Source organism: Paenibacillus artemisiicola (assembly GCF_017652985.1).
Lineage (GTDB): Bacteria > Bacillota > Bacilli > Paenibacillales > Paenibacillaceae > Paenibacillus_Z > Paenibacillus_Z artemisiicola.
This window is the reverse complement of the sequence record NZ_JAGGDJ010000004.1, coordinates 157942-179265: the sequence shown is the minus strand read 5'-3', so window position 1 is coordinate 179265 and position 21324 is coordinate 157942. Positions and strand designations below refer to the sequence as shown.

The window sequence follows — 21324 nt, the reverse complement described above, 5'->3', positions numbered from 1 at the left end:
GTGCATGCAAAAATGGATAAAATCGAAAAGAAACTGTATACAGCCACGGTAAACGTTCAAGGCGGAAGAGAAGGCAAAGCGGTGTCCACCGATGACAACCTGAACGTGGATTTGCGGTATCCGAAGGAATTAGGCGGCAACGGCGAAGGCACGAATCCCGAGCAATTGTTCGCGGCAGGATTCGCGGCTTGCTTTGAAGGCGCAATGGGTACGATCATGCGAATGAAAAAGATCAAATCCGAAGGGGTTTCCATTGTTTCGAACGTAACGCTCGGCAAGGATGCGAACGACGGCTACGTGCTGGCCGTGGCGTTCGATGTCACGATTAAAGGCGTCGATCGCAGCGTCGCTCAAGAAATCGTCGACGAAGCGCACAACGTATGTCCTTACGCGCGAGCGACGCGCGGCAATATCGAGGTCATCTCGAACGTCGTTGGGTAAGGCTTCTCCTTAAACGGCTATTGAAACGCCTTGGACCATGTGTTATGATGACACCAAATTTAACGATTGGAGTGATTGAATAATGTAATATTTCTTGCCGGTCTTAAGGGATAAAACAAAGCTGATTTTTGCGTTGTTTTGTTCGTTATCGCCGCGGGAAAGTTACTTATTCTTTCACTCTTTCATATACCTCCTTCAGCCCTCCGCGAGGGCTGTCCTGACGTATATTTTTGAGCTGCGAGAAAGGTAACTTTCTTGCAGCTCATTTTAGTTTCAGCGACAGGAGGGAAAACCATGTCAACGATTCAAGTATCCAACCTGACCTTTGCGTATGAAGGCAGCTATGACAACATTTTCGAGAAGGTCAGCTTCCAGATCGACACCGATTGGAAACTGGGGTTCACGGGCCGAAACGGGCGCGGCAAAACGACGTTTATGAAGCTGCTCCTCGGTCAATTGGAATTCAGCGGAACCATCTCAACCCCGGTCAGCTTCGATTACTTCCCTTTCCCCGTCAAGGATCCGGAACAGCTGACCATGGAGGTCGTAAGCGACATTTACCCGGATTATGAGCTTTGGCGGCTGGAGCGCGAGCTATCCTTGCTCAAAGTAGCCGAAGACGCGCTGTACCGGCCATATAACACGTTATCAAACGGAGAGCAAACGAAGGTGCAGCTAGCCGCCTTGTTTCTGAAGGAAAATCACTTCCTGCTGATCGACGAGCCGACCAACCACTTGGACGTGCACGCCAGAGAGCTGGTCAGCCACTATTTAAACGGGAAGAAAGGGTTTATTCTGGTGTCGCACGACCGGGCGTTCCTCGACCATTGCGTGGACCATATTCTGTCGATCAATAAAACCAATATCGACATTCAAAAGGGAACGTTCTCCAGCTGGTGGGCAAACAAACACCTGCAGGATCAGTTCGAGCTGAACGAAAACGAAAAACTCGTCAAAGACATCAAACGGCTGTCCGACGCCTCCAAAAGAACCGGCCAATGGTCGCATGAGGTGGAGAAAAGCAAGAACGGAACGCGTAATTCCGGATCCAAGGTAGACAAAGGGTATATCGGGCACAAAGCCGCCAAAATGATGAAACGCTCGAAGTCGATCGAGCAGCGGCAGCAATCCGCGATCGAGGAGAAATCCAAGCTGCTCAAGAACATCGAAACTTCAGAGAGCCTGCAAATATCGCAGCTGGCGTATCCCAAGTCCCAGCTGGTTGAGCTGGACCATGTGGCCATACGTTATGACGGCAAAACGGTGTGCCGGGACGTCAGCTTCGCCATTAACCAGGGTGAGCGGATTGCCTTGACCGGCCCGAACGGATCGGGAAAATCGAGCCTGCTTAAGCTGATTCTTGGCGAACCTATTCCGTACACCGGCGCTTTCCATAAAGGCAGCGGGCTGCGAATCTCCTATGTCTCCCAGGATACGTCGCATTTAAGGGGGGACTTGTCCGGCTATGCCCGGGACCAGGGAATCGATGAAAGCCTGTTTAAGGCGATTTTGCGCAAGCTCGATTTCTCCCGCCTGCAGTTCGAGAAAGACATGTCTTTGTTCAGCGGAGGCCAGAAGAAGAAGGTCTTGATCGCCAAAAGCCTATGCGAAGAGGCCCATCTGCATGTGTGGGATGAACCGCTGAACTTCATAGACGTGATCTCCCGGATGCAGATCGAGGAAGTGCTGCTTGAACATCAGCCTACCCTGATTTTCGTGGAACATGACATTGAATTCACCGGGAAGATCGCGACAAAAACGGTCGAGTTGAAGGACTGAGCCATACTCGCGCGCGAAAGGAATGGATAAGATGTTGGATGAGATCGTAGATGACAGGGCGAACCGCTCGCAGAGGAGAGAGACGGTTCGCGCAACCCAATAGCCGCTGGACTGCCACGAAGCAGGTTGCACCGACTTCGCGGTCCAGTCCAGCGCAATGAATGATGGACCGGCAGCACGATTCCTTATAGCCAGAGCAATTTGACAAGATCAAAACCTTCGTTTATATTGAGTATGTTCTCACTCATCGAATTGAAAAGAGGTTATCTTATGGCCCGTCCCCTTAGCGAAGAGAAACGAAAGGCATTATTAACTGCCGCAACGGAAGAGGTGGCAACGTCCGGAGCTGCCGCGTCGACGATTAAGATCGCCAAGAAAGCGGGGGTTGCGGAGGGGACGTTATTCGTCTACTTTCCGACCAAGGACGACTTGCTTAATCAGCTTTTTTTGGCGTTAAAATCGGATTTGATGGGATTTTTGATGAAAGATTATCCGATTCATGCGGATATTCAGGGAAAAATCAGATCTCTCTGGACGGGTTTTATCGATTGGGGAGCAACCTACCCGAACAAGCGGAAGGCGCTGCGGCAGCTCGGCGTTTCGGAGCGAATCACCGATTCGAATAAGGATGTCGGCGAGGCGTTGTTCGACAATCTGCATGACGTGATTGAAGAAGGCTTCAAGACCGGCGTTCTCCGAGAGCAGCCCCTCCCTTTTTTGAGCGGCCTGATTAATGCGCTCGCCGATATGGTTCTCCAGACTGCCCTTGATGACGCAATCAAGCTTGACCAGTACAAAGCTTTGGGTTGGCAGGCGTTGTGGGGCGCCATTGCACGCAAATAAGGCGTGCTATTTTTTCCATTTATAAATGAGTGAGAACATAGTCATTATTATTTCGGAAAGGTACCGAATCGAATTTCGACCGGCGGAAAAGGCGGTCATGGCCGTATGGCGGATCATCGATCCCTTGTTTGCGGGGAAAATGAATCGTTACAAAGGGATAGAGGGCAAAAACATTGCAATCGCAATGATACAAGCCGCAAAGAAGCAAAGCCAAAAAGTAAACCTCTACAACTGGAACGAGATTAATCAATTGCTCTTAGCCCGGGGAGTCCCCGATTGACATTCGTAGCGCCAAGATCAGCCTCATCCTGTAAAAACGCAGGTTCGCGGCCGTACCCTGCGTTATAACGTTTAAGCTTGCGGGATTATGGTATAAATGGTACTGTTGGTATATCATTTAAACCCGGAGGGAACCAGGGTATGTCGCAACTGCCATTATACGAACAGATCTACGGCTACGTGCACGACCAGATAACGTCCGGAAGGCTGAAAGAGGGAGAGCGCGTCCCATCGGAAATGGAGCTTGCCGAGCGGTTTAACGTGAGCCGAATCACGACCAAGAAGGCGCTCGAGGGTCTGGCTAACGACGGGTTGATCACGCGCATGCGCGGGAAGGGCTCCTTCGTAAGCGCGATGTCGAGGCCTGACTCGCAGTCAAAGCAGGCTATTCCCGAAGCGGACAATCCGGCTCCGGTCCGGCAAACGAGGGTCATCGGCGTCTTGCTGCCGGACATCTCGGAATCTTACGGCATTCGACTGTTTCGAGCCATCGAGGAGAAGGCTTCCGAACTCGGCTGCCATATGCTGATCAAGCTGACGTACGACAAGCAGGAGGCGGAAGAAAAGGCGATTCAGTCGCTTATTCACGCAGGCGTGGACGGGCTGATCGTGTTTCCGGTCCATGGCGAGCATTACAGTACGGAACTATTGCGGGCCGTCATCGATGACTTCCCCGTCGTCCTCGTAGATCGCTACATGCGAGGAATCCCGGCCTGCTCCGTCCATACGGACAATGAGAAAGCATGCGAAGAGTTGACTGACTATCTAATCGATAAGGGACACCGCGAGGTTGCGCTGTTGTCCACGCCTGCCGAAAACACGACGACGCTGGAGGACCGGTTGAAGGGGTTCTCCAACGCCTTCATTAAGCGCGGAATCGGATTGAATCCCGATCACTTCGTGACGAACTTGTTCAGCTCGCTGCCGAAATCATTCGAAAGCGATAATATCCAGGTCGACCAGCAGCAGCTTCGCGCGTACATGTCCGCGCATCCGGGGACGAAGGCGTTCGTAGCCTGCGAATATAATTTGGCGCGGGTATTGAAACGGGAGATCGAACGAATGGGAAAACGGGTACCGGAGGATTACGAGATTGCCTGCTTCGACTATCTGAGCGACGACTTTGACGGACCGCAATTCCCGCATATTCGCCAGAACGAAGAAGTGATGGGCGCACGGGCCGTGGAGCTGCTGAGCAGATTGTGGCAGGGGGAATTGCTGCCGCGGCAAACGATTATCGACTATACGCTCGCGGTATAATGGTTTATGCCATTCGAATACGCAAACGGTAAGCGGGTCTGCGATAAAACGCGGAACCCGCTTTTTTTATGCGCGTGTTACGAACGATTCGCACCATCGAAGAGAACGATATGCCATATGGAGTATTTAAATAAATTGGCATATAGGCATAAAAGTAATGTTGACATACTTTATATTGGTATAATATACTTCGTTAAGAGTTAACTTCCTAGACGAGTAAAGGAACGGCAAATGCAACTCGGTTTCATAACCCCGAGCGGCTGCCAAGCACACCTAAGGAGGACACGGCATGAATTCGTCTTTGGCCGCCTATATCGAAGAAACGGCCTCGAAATTGGCTCGGGTGCGTCCCGAAATGGTTCAAACGTTTAAGCAGTGCTATCCGAATACCCTCGACACGACAGTCGAACGATTACATGACGATACGACGTTCATCATCACGGGGGATATTCCGGCGATGTGGCTCCGCGATTCGTCGGCGCAAATCCGCCCCTATGCGCGATTGGCCGGGAAAGACGATGAACTCGCCGCCATGTTCAGAGGAACGATTGAACGGCAGGCGGCTTACCTAGCGATTGACCCTTACGCAAACGCTTTCAATCGCGAAGCGAATGGGAACGGGCATCAAAGCGATGCCACCAAGATGGGGCCGTGGATTTGGGAGCGCAAATACGAGCTCGACTCGTTGTGCTACCCCGTTCAGCTATGTAAAGACTATTTCGATGCAACAGGCGACGTCACCGTCTTCACGCCGGCGTTCCATTGGATGTTAAGGCGGATCGTCGACACGATGTCGACCGAGCAGCGTCATGAGGAGCTATCGGCGTACCGGTTCGAACGGGAAGACATCTTGCTACCGTCGGATACGCTGCCGTTCGGTGGACGCGGCACGAAAGTTAATTTCACCGGAATGATCTGGTCCGCGTTCCGTCCGAGCGACGACGCGTGCAAATTCGGCTACCTGATTCCCGCGAATATGTTTGCCGCCGTCGTGCTGGGCCATATCGCCGAGTTCGCGATTACGGCGTACGGCGACGAGACGCTTGCGGCGGACGCGCTGCGGTTGAAGAAGGACGTCGAATTCGGCATCGAGACCTATGGCGTTGTCGATCACCCGCGCTATGGACGCATGTATGCTTATGAAACCGACGGCTTCGGCAATTACAACCTGATGGACGATGCTAACGTGCCGAGCCTGCTATCCATCCCGTATTTAGGCTACCGCCCGGCGGACGACGAAACCTACAAGCGGACGCGCGCCTTCATCCTGAGCAAGGACAATCCCTATTATGCCGAAGGGCGATTCGCGCGAGGCGTCGGCAGTCCCCATACGCCGCTCGGGTATGTCTGGCCTATCGGGCTGATCGTGCAAGGCCTTACTTCGACCGATGCGGCCGAGAAGCGCGACATCGTGGACATGCTGGCCCGGACGACGGCGGGCACCGATTACATGCATGAGAGCTTCGACCCTGATCGGCCGGAGACGTATACGCGCCCATGGTTCGCTTGGGCAAATAGCCTATTCGGCCAATTCCTTGCCGATTGGGTGAACGAACAGAACATCGATTAGGAGGTGCTGGCGTGAAACGTTCGATCTGGCAAAGGGACGGCTTTATAGGGTATCTGTTCATCCTTCCCGGCATTCTCGGGTTCCTGTTCTTCGTCGCCTACCCGCTGCTCTCGTCGATTTATTTCTCGATGACCAAGTGGAGCGGATTCGATACGCCGACTTACGTCGGGCTGCAGAATTACAAGTACATGTTCACGATGGATCCGACCTTCTGGCCCGGGCTGAAAGCGACGATCCTGTACGCGCTCATCAGCGTGCCGCTTGGCCTCGCGCTCGGCTTGGGGCTTGCGATGCTGCTGAACCGGAATTTGCCCGGCATCAAGATTTTCCGCACGCTGTTCTACCTCCCGGTCGTGCTGCCGATCGTCGCGACCTCGACGCTATGGCTGTTCGTCTACGAGCCGCAGTTCGGGCTTGCGAACAATGTCCTTAAGGCGCTCGGCCTAAAACCGGTCGAATGGCTGACCGATTCGCATACGGCCCTGTTGTCGCTCGTCGTGCTTGCCCTGTGGGGAGTCGGCTCGAACATGATCATTTTCCTCGGGGGGCTGCAGTCGGTACCGACGGACGTCTACGAGGCGGCCGAGATCGACGGGGCGAGCAAGTTCCGCATCTTCTTCAATGTTACGATTCCGTTAATCACGCCGACCTTGTTCCTGCAGCTCATTACGGGCATGATCGGTTCGTTTCAAACCTTCGTGCAGCCAGCCATCCTGACGAAAGACGGCGGTCCGGATTTCTCCACGATGCTGCTGAACTTCAGTATTTACAAAAACGCGTTCCAGGGACAAGATTTCGGCTACGCGATCGCGCAAGTGTGGGTGCTGTTCGTGCTCATCATCCTGTTCACGATCATCGCCTTCAAGTCCTCCAGCAGCTTTGTTTATTATGAAAACGAATCGAAATAAGGAGGGAGCAGCATGAGCGGAGCGAATTTGGCCGCGGGCAGCCCAGGCACGAGAAGAGTCGGGCAGATCATTCGGTTTGCGTTTCTTCTTATCTTGTCGGTCTCGATGATCTATCCCGTCCTATGGATGATCACCATTGCGCTGGAAGGCAGCGGCGGAATGTTCAAGGTACCGCCTGAATGGTTTCCGCATGAATTCCACTTCAACAACTTCGTCAATGGCGCCAAGGAAATCGATTTTGGCCGCGTATTCCTAAACAGTCTCGCGATTTCCGTTACCGTCACCATCGGCCAGGTCATCAGTTCGCTGTTTATCGGTTACGGCATCGCCCGGATTCCGTTTCCGGGTCGGAAGCTTTGGTTTTACTTCTTTATCGGGAGCATGATGCTGCCTTCGATCGTCAGCCTCATTCCGGTCTTTTATGTATTTGCCAAAATCGGACTCTTCAATACCTGGTGGCCGATCCTGATTCCGGCGTTCTTCGGCAATCCGTTCTTCATCTTCCTTTGCCGCCAATTTTACAGCGCGATCCCTTATTCGTACGACGAGGCCGCGAAGATCGACGGGGCGAACCATTTTCAAATCATGACGCGGGTTATCGTACCGGCGAGCATCCCGCTTGTCGTGACCATGATCATCCTCAGCTTTCAAGGGTCTTGGAATGAATATTTGCAGCCGCTTGTGTACCTCCAGGATCAGAAGAAATGGCCGTTATCCGTCGCGGTGGCTTCCTTCAGCGGTTCCTACGGCACGACATGGAATCACTTCATGGCCGTCAATTTGCTCTACATGCTGCCCTTGCTCATCCTGTTTTTTGCCGCTCAGAAATACTTCATGCAGGGCCTTGGCTCGCTCAACAATTCGGGCTTGAAATAACCGGTTTATCAAACGGAGGAGGTGAAGGGGGAGTCGAGTCTGGGAGGGGCGGCGCCGCAATAGGCCCGAACGGAGAGAAACGTATACGCTTTCAATAGACAGAACGTGAAGGCGCTTGGTGGACAAAAACGACTTGCACATTCAAGGAGGTCATCGAGAACATGAAACAGGTCATGAAATGGTCGGCAATGCTGCTGACGGTCGTATGCGCGGCCGGCGTCTTGGCAGGGTGCGGCAGCAGCGACAACAACGGCGGCAACGGCGGAACGAACGCCGGATCGGGAAATACGGCGGGCGGAAGCACGGGAGCGAACGACGGTTCGAACGCAGGCGCGGCCAATGGCGGCGAGGAAGTCAAGTTGACCATGATGACATGGGAAGGCAAGGAAATGACCGCGGCTATTCAAGAAGCGCTTAAGTCCTTCGAATCCGAGAACCCCGGGATCAAGGTCGAAGTGCTGCCGACGCCGTTGACGGATTACACGACGAAGATTAATTCCCTCATTGCGATCGATAAGGCGCCGGATGTATTTATGAGCGGCAACGACACCGAACTGATCTCCGGCAAGAACGGACAGCTGTACGACTGGTCATCCATGATGGATAGCGATAAGACGTTTTTTGACAGCTTCTATCCCGGCATCATCCCGAACTGGCTGGTCAACGGCAAGCTGTACGGAATCCCCGGCCTGATGAACACGTACGGCGTGTTCTACAATAAGAAGCTGCTTCAGGATGCCGGCGTAGCGGAGCCGAAGGTCGGCTGGACGTATGCCGACATGCTGGACGATGCGAAGAAGCTCGCGAAAAAGGGACAGAACTTCGGTCTCTATCTCCAGCAGATGAACGATCCGTTCGGCTTGTCCAATTACGCGGCTTCCGCCGGCGACACGCCTTTCGCGGACTCCATTACCGATGCCAAGACGGTGACCGTGAGCCCTAAATTCGAAGAAGCCGTCAACCTGTACCGCGACGGCGTTGCCGACGGCAGCATTGCGCCGTTCAGCCAAAACACGGACAACTACGCGAACTTGTTCAAAGAAGGCAAAGTGCCGCTGCTGCAGGCGGGTCAATGGTACGCGGACGATTTCATCCGCAATGCCAAGGATCTGGAATGGGGCTATGTGCCGAGCCCGATCGTGGACAAGCCCGTCGCGACCTACGATGCCATCGGCTTCGCAAGCCCGGCGAAGATCAAGCATCCGGAAGCCGTCTATAAGCTGATTAAATTCGTGGCGACGGAAATGTATGAGGAAGTGCTGCCGAAATTCCCGGTCGCACCGCCGACGTACCAGCCGTCCGCGCAGCCATACTACAACAAGCTGAAGGAAGCCGGCCATCCGGAAATGGCGGAAACGCTCGATTACATGCTTAAAGCCGAGACGAAGACGCCGGTTCGCTTCATGGAGCCGTGGTCCGCAAAGGCGCAAAAGTTCATCGATAGCACGTTTAAGGCGGTCATCGACGGCAAGCAGCCGGTCGACAACCTGAAGAAGCTCGAGAAAAATATTAACGCTGTCATTGCCGCTCCTTAAGCGAAATCATCTTAGTCAAAGCCTCCGGCGAAACCGCAAACGTTTGCGGTGCTGCCGGAGGCTTTTTTTCGCTGTACGAAGCATTCGCATGATCTAGGGTTACTATAAAGAAGCTGCCGGCGAAACGCTCCGCCAGAACCCGAAACTATCCGCGCTGAGAAACGGTCCTGCGTGCCAATGGCGCCTTCGCCGTTCGATCGGAGCACGGAAGCATTACTTTTGGCATTGCGCATGAAAATGGTCATGCGCAATGACCGAAGGCGATGCTTTTATTGGTGCGTATTCATGACCTTTCACAGATTTGGCATTCCGTCATCCTTGGTAAGATCAAGGTGCAAGCACGAGACGAAGCCTTATTAGGAGGGAATGCGATGTTTGGAAACCAATCGAGACGGCCGGCCAAGTACGCGGCAATATTGCTGTTCGCGTCCATGATGCTGCTTTTGCTTTCCGCCTGCTCGCAAACCGGCGATCAGCAAAACGGGGAGCGCGGCGCCGAAATCCAGCCCAAAACCGTGGCGTTAACCACTGCAGGCAAGCCAACGCCCGACAAGCCAACGCCCGACAAGTCAGCGGCCGACAAACCAATGCCGGCTAAAGCGTACTCCGACGAGGAGCTGGTCAAAGAGCTTCCGGGCTTCAAGAACGGCTATAAGGAAGCGAACGGCGTCAAGCTTCACTACGTCGAGGGCGGGAAGGGCGAGCCGCTGTTCCTGCTTCCGGGCTGGCCCGTTACTTGGTATTCCTTCCGCAACCTGATGCCGGAGCTGGCCAAGAGCTATCACGTTTATGTCGTGGAATACCGCGGCATGGGCAGCTCGGACAAGCCGCAATCGGGCTATGACAAGAAGACGATGGCGACGGACATTCATGAATTGGCCAAATTGCTCGGATACAAGCGCATCAACATCGCCGGGCATGACATCGGCGCGACGATCGCGTACGCCTATGCGGCCAATTACCCGCAAGCCACGAAGAAAGTCGTGCTGATGGACGCTTCTCATCCGAACGAGAACTTTCTGAAAATCCCGATTTTGCCGCCGCCGGGCGTGTATGACGAAAGCAACCCCGAACGCGCGAAGTTCTACTGGTGGTTTGCCGTCAATACCATCCCGGGCTTGTCGGAGCAGATGCTGCAGGGCAACCAGTTGAATCTCGTTTATAACTGGATCTACGATTATATGGGCTACACCAAGGATGCGCTCAGCAAGAAGGAGCGCGAGGTTTACCTCGCGGCCTATTCCCAGCCCGACGCGCTTCGCGCCGGGAACGAATGGTACAAGACGTTTAGGGAAGATATCGAAACGTTTAAAACGTACAAGCCGCTGTCCGTGCCCGCGCTCGGCATCGCCGGCGTATCCGGTTACGGCATGCTGGAGCAGTTCTTAACCGAGCATGCGCCGAATTCCAAGACGGTGAAGCTGGAGAAAACCGGACATTGGATTATGGAGGAGAACCCGCAGGCCGCCATTAAGCTGTTCAAAGCGTTTCTCGGGTAAATCGTCCCCCCAATCGCGAGCGGCGGCGTTACGCCGCTGACGGTAAGGTTCTTCATACCGCACCCGTCCACAAATAAAAAACACCTTCAAGCGAAATCACCAGGTCGAATGAACCGGTGGACGGCTTGAAGGTGTTTGTGCGTTCGCAACACGAGTCAGCTATTCCGTTAGCGCTCTCAGCGGTCTGAATCTGAATGGCGGCGATCGTGCGATGAAGGGAAATTCACCCCTAAGGCGAATACAGATGGAGTACAACTCACGTATTGGAGCCTATATAAAATGGCGGGAAGCGAGGTGCCGGGGTGAATTTTAAATCGATGCTCATGGATCAAATCAACGCTTGTTATCACGATAAAAGCTGGTTTATTCCGCTTCGCGAAATCCTGATTGACCTGAATGCGGAGCAAGCGGCAAGGGAGGATGCCGGCAATTCATCCATCTGGGCAATCGTGAATCATCTTATCTTTTGGAATGAGCGATGGCTGGAGAGATTCGAGAGCGAACAATTTGAACCGACAAGTTCAATGAACAACGACGATACGTTTTATGTGGATCCCAACACCATGAACGATGCCGAATGGACGCGTACCCTGCAAAGATTGGATCGCGTATTCAGGCGTTGGGATACGGCGCTCGAGGAGAGCGGGGAATCGAAACTCACGACCGGGATCGCTTCTTATTTCAACGCGCCTTGGTGGGGCGTCGTATCTAATTTATGCCTGCATAACGCGTATCATATCGGTCAAATCATGCTGCTCAAAAAACAATTGCGGCATCATTGAACGTCATTCGTTTTTTTCAGCACGTACCGCTCCCCGGGAGCCAAGATGCGATACCGGTTCTCCGAACGGGTAATATGCGGAGCGAGTCTATTCGGATCGCCGTTGAACGGCAGCATCTCAGGCCCGTGATAGGTTCCGTAGTGGTGCGGGATGATAGCCGCCTGCTCAAGGCGATTCGCGAGGTTGACGGCATTCTCGACGCCGAAATGATAGGGATCGTCCGATACATCGAGCAGCAGGACGTCGACCCCGCTCATTTGCATATGCTCGGCCAGCAGCCGGGTGTCACCCGTGCACCATATCGTCCCGTCCGGGGTGCGGATGAAGAAGCCGCAGCAGTCCTCGGGACCGTAGGGATTCTGGCTTGGATAGGCATGATCGGCTCGCGTCAGCGTGATTTCAATCTCTCCGATACGGAAGCTCTCGCCGATTCGGAAAGCCCGTGCCTGACTCGAAGGGACCCCTAACCGCTCCAATTCCTGCACGACGATAGCCGGCCCCGCGTACAATCCCCCGGTCCGGATTAAAGCCGAAGCCGTAACCGGGCCCAAGTGATCGTCATCCCTATGCGTGTAGAGAATCGCATCTAACCGCGGGACGTCTGCCGCTTCGATCGGCAGCGGGACCAACAAGCGATGTCCCAGTTCGCAATTCTCGTCGGAGCCGTCCTGCATGGAAATGACGGGATCGATCATAAGCAAGGTTCCGTGGGACTGGATAAGAAACCCGGCGCCCGAGAGCCACCAGACGGACGTAGTATCGGATGGTTCGAAGTCCTTGGCCGTCATCGGCCGCGTATACGGCGCACGGACTTGGGTCGCGGAGAATTCTTTGGCCATTAATTCGCTCAGCTCCTTCACGAGATCTGTCTTTCGGAAGCACGCTTTTATTTTAATTCGCCTTGCGCGAGCCGCACAAGCTGCGGACGGGCGCCGAAGGTGGCCGCCCGCAGCGATTATGGGTTCGGCGGCGACGGCATGATGAGCTGGAGATCCTGAATCTGCCGAAGATGAACGGCCGACAGCAGCTCCAGCAGCTCCAGCCCCTTGGGCGTCAGCGCCAGATGGACGCTTCGCGCGTCGTCCGGATTCGGACGACGGGCTACAAGCTCGCTTTGTTCGCAGCGGGTCGCCAAACCCACGCAGGCATGATGAGTGACTTGAAGCCGCTCGGCCAGCTCGGAGATCGTCGCATAATCGCGTCCCGGATAGCCTTGAATAGCCAGCAGCAGTTGGTGCTGTTGCGGAGTAAGCCCCATCTCGCGGGCCGCGGATTCGCTAAAGCGAATGAATTTGCGCAACGTGTATCTAAATTCGGCCAATTGCTCATACACGGATTTGGGCAACGCTTGTTTCGGCATACGGACATTCTCCTTCGCGTAGTTATATCTCAATGCGATATAAATTTCGGGATCATGCCAACATGATCATGGGGGAGAAACGTATTGAATAAGCCGCGTTCCTGTTCTTTATCCGATTTTACCATAACGCCCCGGGTATTGTACCTTTCCTTCCTCGCGGTAATCGTAGGCGCTGCCGGCGCGTTGACGGCGGTGGCGCTGACCCGAATGATCGGCCTGTTTACGAACCTCTTCATCTATCATCGCGTCTCCTTCCAATTCGTGAAAGCCTACCCCAACGGGCTCGGATGGGGCATCATCGTCGTCCCGGCAATCGGGGGGCTGCTGATCGGCTTGATGGCGCGCTTCGGTTCGGACAAAATTCGCGGCCATGGCATCCCCGAAGCGATGGAAGCGATTCTGACCGGCAAGAGCGTCATTGCGCCCAAAGTTGCCGTATTAAAACCAATCTCCGCGGCCATTTCGATCGGCAGCGGAGGTCCGTTCGGCGCGGAAGGGCCGATCATTATGACAGGCGGATCCATCGGCTCGGTCATGGGTCAGTTTCTGTACCTGTCCGCGGCGGAACGCAAAATCCTGCTGCTGGCCGGAGCGGCGGCCGGGATGTGCGCCACGTTCAATGCTCCGATAGCCTCCGTGTTATTCGTGACCGAGCTGCTTGCTTTCGAGATGAGACCGCGAAGCGTCATGCCGATTGCGCTAGCCAGCGGGGCGGCCGGTTTTATCCGCATCAACATCTTGGGCGGGGGAGCGATTTTTCCTTCCGCCGCCCAGCCGTTACTGAACGCGCAAGGCATGGCCGTCGGGTTGCTGTTCGGCGTCGTGGGACCTGCGGTTGCGTATCTCTTAACCAAGTTAATCTACAAATCGGAGGATTGGTTCGCCAAGCTGCCCTTGCATTGGATGTATTGGCCGGCTATCGGAGGGCTGGCGGTCGGATTGGGCGGTTTTGCCGTTCCGCAGGTTCTTGGCGTAGGGTATGACACGATACAAGGGTTAGCGGTCGGGCATGTCGCGCTCGCGCTTGCGCTCAAAATTCTGCTCGTCAAAACGATCATTTGGGTCGTAGCGCTCGGTTCCGGCACATCCGGGGGCATTTTGGCTCCCGTCCTAATTATTGGCGGGACCTTGGGTGAAGCGATGGGGATGTTGTTTCACGCCCCGGATCCGGCGGTTTGGTCGATCCTGGGAATGGCGGCCGTATTTGCGGGCGTGACGCGGTCTCCGTTCACGGCGATCTTGTTCTTGCTGGAGCTTACGCACGACATGCAGATGCTTCTGCCGCTTACCATCGCGTGCATGCTGGCCTACGGGTTATCGGCGCTCGCGCTTTCGCGTTCCATCTTGACGGAAAAAATCGCGCGCCGAAACCGGCTTATCACCCGGGATTACGGCATCGACCCGTTAGCGTTGTATACGTTGGCGGAACTTGCGCTAGAACCGCCTGTCCTCGTATCGGAGACGATGACCTTCTCGGAGCTGATTCGGCGCCAGGCGGGAGAGGCTGCCCCGGCGGAAGGGTTCCTCGTTGTCTCCGCAGATGACCGATTGATCGGGTATATCAAGCATGCCGAGCTTTGGAAATGGGTGTACAGCGAGCGCGCCTCCTATGCTAGACTTGGCGATCATTGCGCGTGGCCGTTGACGACGATCGCGAGCCGGCAGACGGCGTCCGAAGCGTTAACGATGCTGCTGGCGGTTCCGGAGCAATTGCTCGCGGTGGTCGACGAGCAGCATTGTCCGATGGGGATCGTGACCGCTTCGATGCTGCTCAGGATTCGTGAACGAACCGCAGAAGAAGAGCACAGCCGCGAGCGGTATTTAACCTTTTCCTGGATGCGCCGGCTTGTCCGTTGGCGGAAACTAGCGATTCATTCTATGCGGGAAGCCGAGCGAGAAGGAGAATAAGCTTCGTCTTGCTTATCGGACAAATCCTTTTATTGCTTCTTCCTTTACGTCCGCAAACCGGACCGGTCGGGGAGCCTCATGGGTTGAACTGGCCGGGATTTTTTCGAGGGCTTTCGGTTGTGTTGCCCATCATCGTCATTGGTTTGGTTGGCTGGAAGAACGAAAAACGGAAGTAAGACGGGAAAAGTGATTGTTGAATGAGCGGTAGACTATAGCTCAATCGTGACACGGCGGCAGCCGACCTCAGTGCGATCGGCGGCCGTCGTTGTCCTAACGGGGAGGCGGAAATAACTTATCCTCGGGCGGCGAAGCGAAGCGGCAAGCTCTTGACCCCATGGACGATGAAACCGCGCGCGGGTTCGAGCCGATCGTCGTTCTTTCTGGCGAGTCCGGGCAGCCGGTTCATGATCGCCATCAGCGCGACCTTCGCCTCCAGCCGGGCGAGCGGGGCACCGAGACAGAAATGGATGCCTTGGCCGAAGGCCAGGTGCTGATTGGATTCTCTGGCGATATCGAAACGCGCGGAATCGTCGAACTTGGCTTCATCCCGATTGGCCGAGCCGATCCAAGCCACGACCCGGGTCCCCTGCGGGATCGTATGTCCTCCAAGCTCCACGTCCTCTTTGGTCAAACGGAACATCGCTTGCACCGGCGAACGAAAGCGAAGTACTTCTTCGATGGCGCTTCCCAACAAATTCGGGTTGGTCTGAAGCTTCTTCCACTCGTCCGGATGCTCCAGCAGCGTCTGGACGGCATTCCCGATCAGATTCGTGGTCGTCTCGTTGCCGGCGACCAGCAGCAGGCGGCAGAAGGACAGGATCTCCGATTCCGTCAGGTGGGAGGAGCCCTCCTCAGCGGCGAGCAGCGCGCTGATCAAATCGTTCTGCGGGTCGCGCCGGCGCTGCGCGATAACGCTCCTAAAATAGTCGTTCATCTCCATATGGGCCAGCCCGGACGTAGGTTGACCTCCGATGACGGCATCGGCGCTTGCGACGATTTCGTCCGACCAAGCTTTGAAGCGTTCCCGATCGATGGCGGGGATTCCCATCAGTTCGGCGATGACGATAACGGGCAGCGGGTAAGCAAAATCCCGGATGAGATCGATCTCCCCGTCGGGAATGACGACGTCCAGGAGCTCGTCGGCGATCTGCGCGATTCTTGGCTCAAGAGCGGCGACGGCCTTCGGGGTAAATGCGCGGTTGACCAGCGAGCGCAGGTCGCTATGCCTCGGAGGATCCATATTGATGAGGCCAAACCCCTCGGACTGTTTGTGGGAATCGGCATCTCTGGGCGGCGCGCTTGGCCGCGAGGAAAACCGGGAATGATCGGAGAGGACGGTTTTTACGTGATCGTAGGTAAAGACCGACCACAACCGAAGCGGTTCCATGTAAGCGACCGGTTGATTCCTTCTGAAGGTCTCGTACACGGGATACGGATTCAAAAGAAATTCAGGGGATAGCAGATTGGTCATCATCGACACACCCTTTCATAATGGCTTACTATGATGATAACGCCAAAATGTGGAAGACACAAACGATCCGGTTGTAAAGATCGGTAGGTTCAATGGTTGAACTAAGTCTATGAAGGCCCTATCTTAGGTGCAGGCTTCCGATTGCATTGTGCATTCATGGGGGCGCATGGTTATGGGGGGATAAGGCGGAGCCTTCGGAGAGCGGCATGTTCGTTCGGCACTTCGCAGCCCGCGGCTATTTCGCTGTCAGCATCAATTATCGACTGAGCAACGAAGCGACTTATCCCGCGCAGCTGCATGATGCGAAGGCAGCGGTGCGTTGGCTACGAGCGAAAATGCAGATACTTACGCGGCCTTGGTCCTGAAATCCATCGGACTGAGGCCGTCTATTTTGCCTGCAAATTTGGGAATAGGACTTTACAGATGATTTTGGGGTTGATAGAATGTTCATGCTCATATTGTTAACCGAAGTAGGATAACAAAGTTAACATATAACGGCGACATGATTAGCTCTACCGGCAGCAACGCTGGCAATCCGGTTGAGAACGATCAGCCCTATGGAAGAGAAGACGTACTCGACCACGAAAGGAAAATTTCGATAAGCGGGTGAAATCCAAGTGACTCTACTAACCTTTCTGCTAAGCCATGCTTCACGAATGCCGGATCGGGTCGCCATCACCGACAGCCGGGACAGTCTTACTTATTCCGCGTTGGCGGAGCGGGTTCAGCGAGTGGCTAACGGTCTGAAGCAACGTGGTCATATCCATCGGAGGGTAGCGATCTTGATGGGCAATCGGATGGCGTTCGCGGAGATTTTTCTAGGGGCTGTCTACGCGGGGTATGTGCCCGTACCTTTGGATCCGAAGTGGAGTTCCGTTGAAATCCATGCCGTACTCCAGCAATGCGAACCGGGGATTATTTTTGCGGAGGAATCGTATGCCCATCACATTCGTTTGCCAATCGGCCAAGCCGGACAAGTTGAAATCGTGGCGTTAACGCAAGAGCATACAGGTGCTTATGAGCAATGGATAGCCGCATTCCCCCCGGAAGCTGAATTAAACGCGGGCAATGAATTGCTGTTTATCGGATTTACTTCAGGAACGACGGGCGTTCCGAAGGGCTACATGCGAACCCCGCTTTCCTGGGCAACAAGCTTTGAAGCCACGCGGGAAGCATTCCAGCTCGATATCAAGCATTGCATGGCCCCGGGTCCCCTCGTGCACTCCTTGTCGTTGTTTGCCTTGCTGCAAAGCCTGTACTTCGGCGCGACGTTTCATCTCGTCAAGCGATTTGATGCGCATGCGGTGATGGAAGTATGTACGGCTGTTCCCGGTATGATCTTGTTTGTCGTGCCTACGATGATAGAATCGCTGCTCCGGCAGGCTGACCCCGGTAAAGCGTCTATTCAAGCCCTGATCAGCTCAGGCGGAAAGTGGTCGGAGCAGTCGAAGCGGCAGTGCCGGGAAGCGTTCGGCGGGCAGTCCAAGCTGTATGAATATTATGGTTCATCAGAGGCGAGTTATATCAGCTATATGGACCTAGACGAGGCGAAGAAACCGGGTTCGGTGGGAAGGCCTTTTTCCGGTGTTGAGCTATCCATTCGCGATGAGCAGGGCCGGGAGGTTCCTGCCGGAGAGGTCGGACAGCTGTACGTTCGAAGCCGCATGACCTTCTCGGGGTATTATCGGTTAAGCGAAGAGACGTCGGCGGTATTTCAAGAGGGGTGGCTGAAGACCGGGGATTACATGTCAGCCGATCGCGACGGGTACTTATACTTGGCCGGGCGTTCCATGAATAAGATGGTGACCGGCGGCCTGAATGTATTTCCCGAAGAAGTGGAAACGGTCATGCAGCAGCTTCCCGCCGTTCAGGAGGTCATGGTCGTGGGAATGCCCGATGAGCGATGGGGGGAGAAGGTAACCGCAATTGTGCAATGGCGCGGCGAGCAACGCTTGAGTCTGAACGAAGTGAAGGCATACTGCCGTCATTATTTGGCAAGCTACAAGGCGCCCAAACAGCTTATCACCGTGGATCGGTTCCTCTATACAAGCAGCGGCAAGATTGCGCGTCAGCGAATGAAAGACTTTGTGAAAGAAGGGGCGGAATGACTGAGGTTGTAATGGCCATGGCAAAACGTACGCCTATCGGCAAAATCGGCGGTCAACTTAGCACGCTTGAGCCTGAGCTCCTGCTTGCACCGTTAATTCGTGATATCGTTTCGGAGGCACACGTTCCTCCGGAATGGATTGATGATGTCGTCATCGGCAATGTTGTAGGACCCGGGGGCAATATTGCGCGGGTGGCTGCCTTAGAAGCAGGGCTTCCCGTTACGGTGCCGGGTCTAACGATCGACCGCCAGTGCGGATCTGGACTGGAAGCGATTCATCTGGCGGCCCGTTTCATTCAAAGCGGGGCCGGGGAGGTGTACCTGGCCGGAGGGGTGGAGAGCACGAGCCGGGCACCTTGGAAAATGTTTAGGCCGGAGCTGCTTGCGGGTACGCCGCGACTTTATACGCGAGCTCCATTTACCCCAAGCGCTTATGGCGATCCCGATATGGGGGTGGCGGCGGAGAATGTGGCTCGGAGATACAACATCTCCAGAGAAGCCCAAGACTTGTACGCCTTGAAGAGTCATCAAAAGGCCGTCAACGCGCAACGAACAGGGAGGTACGGGCAGGAGATCGTGCCTCTTCAAGTAAACGGTGGTTGGGTCGCCGAAGATGAATGTCCAAGGCCGGATACGAGCATCGAGAAGCTGCAAGCGTTAAAGCCCGTCTTTATGGAACAAGGCACCGTAACGGCCGGCAATGCTTGTCCCATCAATGACGGGGCCGCGCTTGTCCTGCTCCTGTCGCGCGAGAAGTGCGAGCAGCTTAACCTGAAGCCCGTGTTACGCTTCGTAGATGCGCAGACCGTCGGCGTTGATCCCCGTTATTTGGGCATCGGGCCGGTTTCAGCCGTTAACCGGCTGCTAAGCCGACAGCGGCTTCGAATCGCCGATATAGACCGGATGGAATTTAACGAAGCTTTTGCTTCCCAGGTGCTAGCTTCGCTCGAGGAGCTGCAATTTCCGCAGGACAAGGTGAATCCCGGGGGCGGCGCATTGGCGCTCGGGCATCCTTATGGCGCATCCGGCGCCATTCTGATGACTCGCTTATACGCGGAGATGCTGCAGAATCCCTTCAGGCGCGGGATCGCTGCATTGGGGATTGGCGGAGGCATGGGGCTTGCCGTATTCGTGGAGGCGGTGGAATGAACAGCGTTCGATTCCAGGTTCATCTGGCGGAGGAGTCTATCATCCACTATGCCAATGGCATTAAAGCGCCTTTGCAGCGGATCGACGGCGCTTTGATCGCACCGTCCACGATGCCGATTACGTTCTGGAAGCGAACGGACGCCCCTTGGCTGGACATGCCCGAGCCGCTGCTTCATGGAACGCAACACTTTCATTATAAGGCGCCGTTGACGGCAGGGATGGAGCTGGATTGCCTGCTAGCTTTAACCAAGATCGAGCAAAAGCCCGGACGTCGGGGTAATTTGGTTTTATATACCCATTCCCTCACTTGTGCATGCGCCGGCCGATCCATCATGACCGCGGAAACGGTGTTGATTTCGGTTGGCGACAAATGAGGCGAATACAGATTACCGCAGCAGCCATTCGGGGATATGCGGAACTGACCGGGGATCTGGCGCCTATTCACCTTCAGGCTGAAGCTGCGAGACAAGCCGGGTACCAAGCGCCTATCGCACACGGGATGTATCTGATGGGGGTGGCACAGTCTATTTATTTGGAAGAGCATCGGACACATTGGATTCCGTCGTATAACATGAAGTTTCACCGGCCGCTCGTTCAAGATACGCTGGCATGCTTCGTCTATGAAGCATGCGGCGATAGCATTCAAGTCACGATTAGGGAACAAGATGAAGCTGGGGAAATCATCGCCAAAGGCGCGTTCATCGTTCGGGAGGGAGTCTGCTCACTGTGAAAACGGCGCTCATTACCGGAGCAAGCAGGGGAATTGGCCGCAGCATCGCCATGGAGCTCGGGCGCAGCGGCTATCGGGTGGCGGTCAATGGGCTGCATGAAGAGCGGATTAACACCGTTGTGGAAGCCATTCGTCACGAAGGCGGCGCAGCCGAGGGGTACTGCGCGAACGTTGCGGATCCATCGGCGGTGACGGCGATGGTTGAGGCAGTTAAGGCGCGTTATGGCGCAATGGATGCATTCATTCATTGTGCCGGGCATGTGCAGGATCGCAAATGCGAGCAGATGACAGATCAAGAATGGAAGTCGGTCCTGGAGGTTCATTTGAGCGGGGCGTTCTACTGTATTCGGCGAGTCCTCCCCTTCATGGCTTCTCATGGCGGCGACATGCTATTGATGACTTCAACAGCAGGGTTGATGGGCTCCGTTGGCCAGGTCAATTACAGCGCGGCTAAAGCCGGATTGCTCGGGATGGTATGGACGCTCGCAGCCGAACTGCGGCGCAATCGGATCAGGATCAATGCGGTTGCTCCTGCTGCCCTAACGGATATGACACGCCCGGTTATTGAATACATGAAGGAAAAACACGCGAAACGCAACGAAGCGTTACCCGGGTTCTGGCAGGTTGGAGAAGCGGACGATGTCGCTCGGTTCGTGAGCTTGCTCCTGAAACAGCGGGATCCGGATCTGACAGGCGAAGTTTTTGGCGTTAACGGTTCTCGTATCACCCATTGGCAGAAGCCGCTGCCCGTGCTGTCCGTTAACGGAGCGGATGCGTTCTTTGCGGCATGGAAGCAGCGGGAGGAGAAGCGATAGATGCTTTCACAT

Annotated in this window: 22 protein-coding genes; 19 read left to right on the top strand and 3 right to left on the bottom strand. The window is 55.0% G+C overall.

The window, feature by feature from the left end:
• Positions 1-12: 12 nt before the first annotated feature.
• The 11 genes from I8J29_RS09275 (at position 13) to I8J29_RS09225 (ending at position 11772) form a co-directional block, all read left to right on the top strand.
• Positions 13-441, top strand: a complete 429-nt coding sequence (locus tag I8J29_RS09275; protein ID WP_208847332.1) for an organic hydroperoxide resistance protein — start codon at positions 13-15, stop codon at positions 439-441.
• A gap of 294 nt (positions 442-735) precedes the next feature.
• On the top strand, positions 736-2220 hold the full coding sequence (locus I8J29_RS09270) for an Lsa family ABC-F type ribosomal protection protein (protein ID WP_208847518.1): 1485 nt from the start codon (positions 736-738) through the stop codon (positions 2218-2220).
• A 270-nt stretch (positions 2221-2490) separates the two neighbouring features.
• Positions 2491-3063, top strand: coding sequence for a TetR/AcrR family transcriptional regulator (locus tag I8J29_RS09265; RefSeq protein ID WP_208847331.1), 573 nt, complete (start codon positions 2491-2493; stop codon positions 3061-3063).
• Positions 3064-3160: 97 nt separating this feature from the next.
• The gene (locus I8J29_RS09260; protein WP_208847330.1) at positions 3161-3343 is read left to right on the top strand and encodes a hypothetical protein; all 183 of its coding nucleotides are present in this window, start codon (positions 3161-3163) and stop codon (positions 3341-3343) included.
• Positions 3344-3483: 140 nt separating this feature from the next.
• Positions 3484-4602 carry a GntR family transcriptional regulator gene (locus I8J29_RS09255; RefSeq protein ID WP_208847329.1) on the top strand — a complete coding sequence of 373 codons (1119 nt, stop codon included), beginning with the start codon at positions 3484-3486 and terminating at the stop codon, positions 4600-4602.
• Positions 4603-4891: 289 nt separating this feature from the next.
• Positions 4892-6172 carry a glycoside hydrolase family 125 protein gene (locus tag I8J29_RS09250; RefSeq protein WP_208847328.1) on the top strand — a complete coding sequence of 427 codons (1281 nt, stop codon included), beginning with the start codon at positions 4892-4894 and terminating at the stop codon, positions 6170-6172.
• A gap of 11 nt (positions 6173-6183) precedes the next feature.
• On the top strand, positions 6184-7080 hold the full coding sequence (locus tag I8J29_RS09245; protein WP_256253123.1) for a carbohydrate ABC transporter permease: 897 nt from the start codon (positions 6184-6186) through the stop codon (positions 7078-7080).
• Between the two features lie 12 nt (positions 7081-7092).
• The gene (locus tag I8J29_RS09240) at positions 7093-7956 is read left to right on the top strand and encodes a carbohydrate ABC transporter permease (RefSeq protein ID WP_208847327.1); all 864 of its coding nucleotides are present in this window, start codon (positions 7093-7095) and stop codon (positions 7954-7956) included.
• A gap of 161 nt (positions 7957-8117) precedes the next feature.
• Positions 8118-9491, top strand: a complete 1374-nt coding sequence (locus tag I8J29_RS09235; protein WP_208847326.1) for an ABC transporter substrate-binding protein — start codon at positions 8118-8120, stop codon at positions 9489-9491.
• A gap of 371 nt (positions 9492-9862) precedes the next feature.
• Complete coding sequence (locus tag I8J29_RS09230) at positions 9863-10990, top strand: alpha/beta fold hydrolase (RefSeq protein ID WP_208847325.1); 1128 nt, start codon at positions 9863-9865, stop codon at positions 10988-10990.
• A 302-nt stretch (positions 10991-11292) separates the two neighbouring features.
• Entirely contained in the window at positions 11293-11772 is a 480-nt protein-coding gene (locus tag I8J29_RS09225) for a DinB family protein (protein WP_208847324.1), read from the top strand.
• Here the strand turns inward: I8J29_RS09225 and I8J29_RS09220 are convergent.
• Both I8J29_RS09220 and I8J29_RS09215 read right to left on the bottom strand, forming a co-directional pair.
• The gene (locus tag I8J29_RS09220; RefSeq protein WP_208847323.1) at positions 11766-12611 is read right to left on the bottom strand and encodes an MBL fold metallo-hydrolase; all 846 of its coding nucleotides are present in this window, start codon (positions 12609-12611) and stop codon (positions 11766-11768) included. The two genes, I8J29_RS09225 and I8J29_RS09220, sit on opposite strands and share 7 nt — an antisense overlap.
• A gap of 116 nt (positions 12612-12727) precedes the next feature.
• Positions 12728-13072, bottom strand: coding sequence for a MarR family winged helix-turn-helix transcriptional regulator (locus I8J29_RS09215; protein ID WP_476703907.1), 345 nt, complete (start codon positions 13070-13072; stop codon positions 12728-12730).
• Here I8J29_RS09215 and I8J29_RS34715 point away from each other — a divergent pair.
• A complete protein-coding gene (locus I8J29_RS34715; protein ID WP_476703906.1) occupies positions 13059-13154 on the top strand; it encodes a hypothetical protein in 96 nt (31 codons plus the stop codon). The two genes, I8J29_RS09215 and I8J29_RS34715, sit on opposite strands and share 14 nt — an antisense overlap.
• Positions 13155-13324: 170 nt before the next feature.
• Positions 13325-15040: a chloride channel protein gene (locus I8J29_RS09210; RefSeq protein WP_338113121.1), complete on the top strand. Its 1716-nt coding sequence runs from the start codon at positions 13325-13327 to the stop codon at positions 15038-15040.
• A gap of 292 nt (positions 15041-15332) precedes the next feature.
• On the opposite strand, the gene I8J29_RS09205 is transcribed toward I8J29_RS09210, so the two are convergent.
• On the bottom strand, positions 15333-16514 hold the full coding sequence (locus I8J29_RS09205; protein ID WP_240546023.1) for a cytochrome P450: 1182 nt from the start codon (positions 16512-16514) through the stop codon (positions 15333-15335).
• 143 nt (positions 16515-16657) lie between these two features.
• Here I8J29_RS09205 and I8J29_RS34600 point away from each other — a divergent pair, with 143 nt between their 5' ends.
• From I8J29_RS34600 to I8J29_RS09175, 6 genes are all read left to right on the top strand, one after another.
• Positions 16658-16876: an alpha/beta hydrolase fold domain-containing protein gene (locus tag I8J29_RS34600; RefSeq protein ID WP_208847320.1), complete on the top strand. Its 219-nt coding sequence runs from the start codon at positions 16658-16660 to the stop codon at positions 16874-16876.
• A gap of 291 nt (positions 16877-17167) precedes the next feature.
• On the top strand, positions 17168-18619 hold the full coding sequence (locus tag I8J29_RS09195; protein ID WP_240546022.1) for an AMP-binding protein: 1452 nt from the start codon (positions 17168-17170) through the stop codon (positions 18617-18619).
• Positions 18616-19767 carry a thiolase family protein gene (locus I8J29_RS09190; protein WP_208847318.1) on the top strand — a complete coding sequence of 384 codons (1152 nt, stop codon included), beginning with the start codon at positions 18616-18618 and terminating at the stop codon, positions 19765-19767. Before I8J29_RS09195 ends, I8J29_RS09190 begins: the two co-directional genes overlap by 4 nt.
• Entirely contained in the window at positions 19764-20141 is a 378-nt protein-coding gene (locus tag I8J29_RS09185; RefSeq protein ID WP_208847317.1) for an FAS1-like dehydratase domain-containing protein, read from the top strand. Before I8J29_RS09190 ends, I8J29_RS09185 begins: the two co-directional genes overlap by 4 nt.
• Positions 20081-20497: a MaoC family dehydratase gene (locus I8J29_RS34595; protein WP_420831105.1), complete on the top strand. Its 417-nt coding sequence runs from the start codon at positions 20081-20083 to the stop codon at positions 20495-20497. Before I8J29_RS09185 ends, I8J29_RS34595 begins: the two co-directional genes overlap by 61 nt.
• Positions 20494-21312, top strand: a complete 819-nt coding sequence (locus I8J29_RS09175; protein WP_208847315.1) for an SDR family NAD(P)-dependent oxidoreductase — start codon at positions 20494-20496, stop codon at positions 21310-21312. Before I8J29_RS34595 ends, I8J29_RS09175 begins: the two co-directional genes overlap by 4 nt.
• Positions 21313-21324 lie beyond the last annotated feature (12 nt).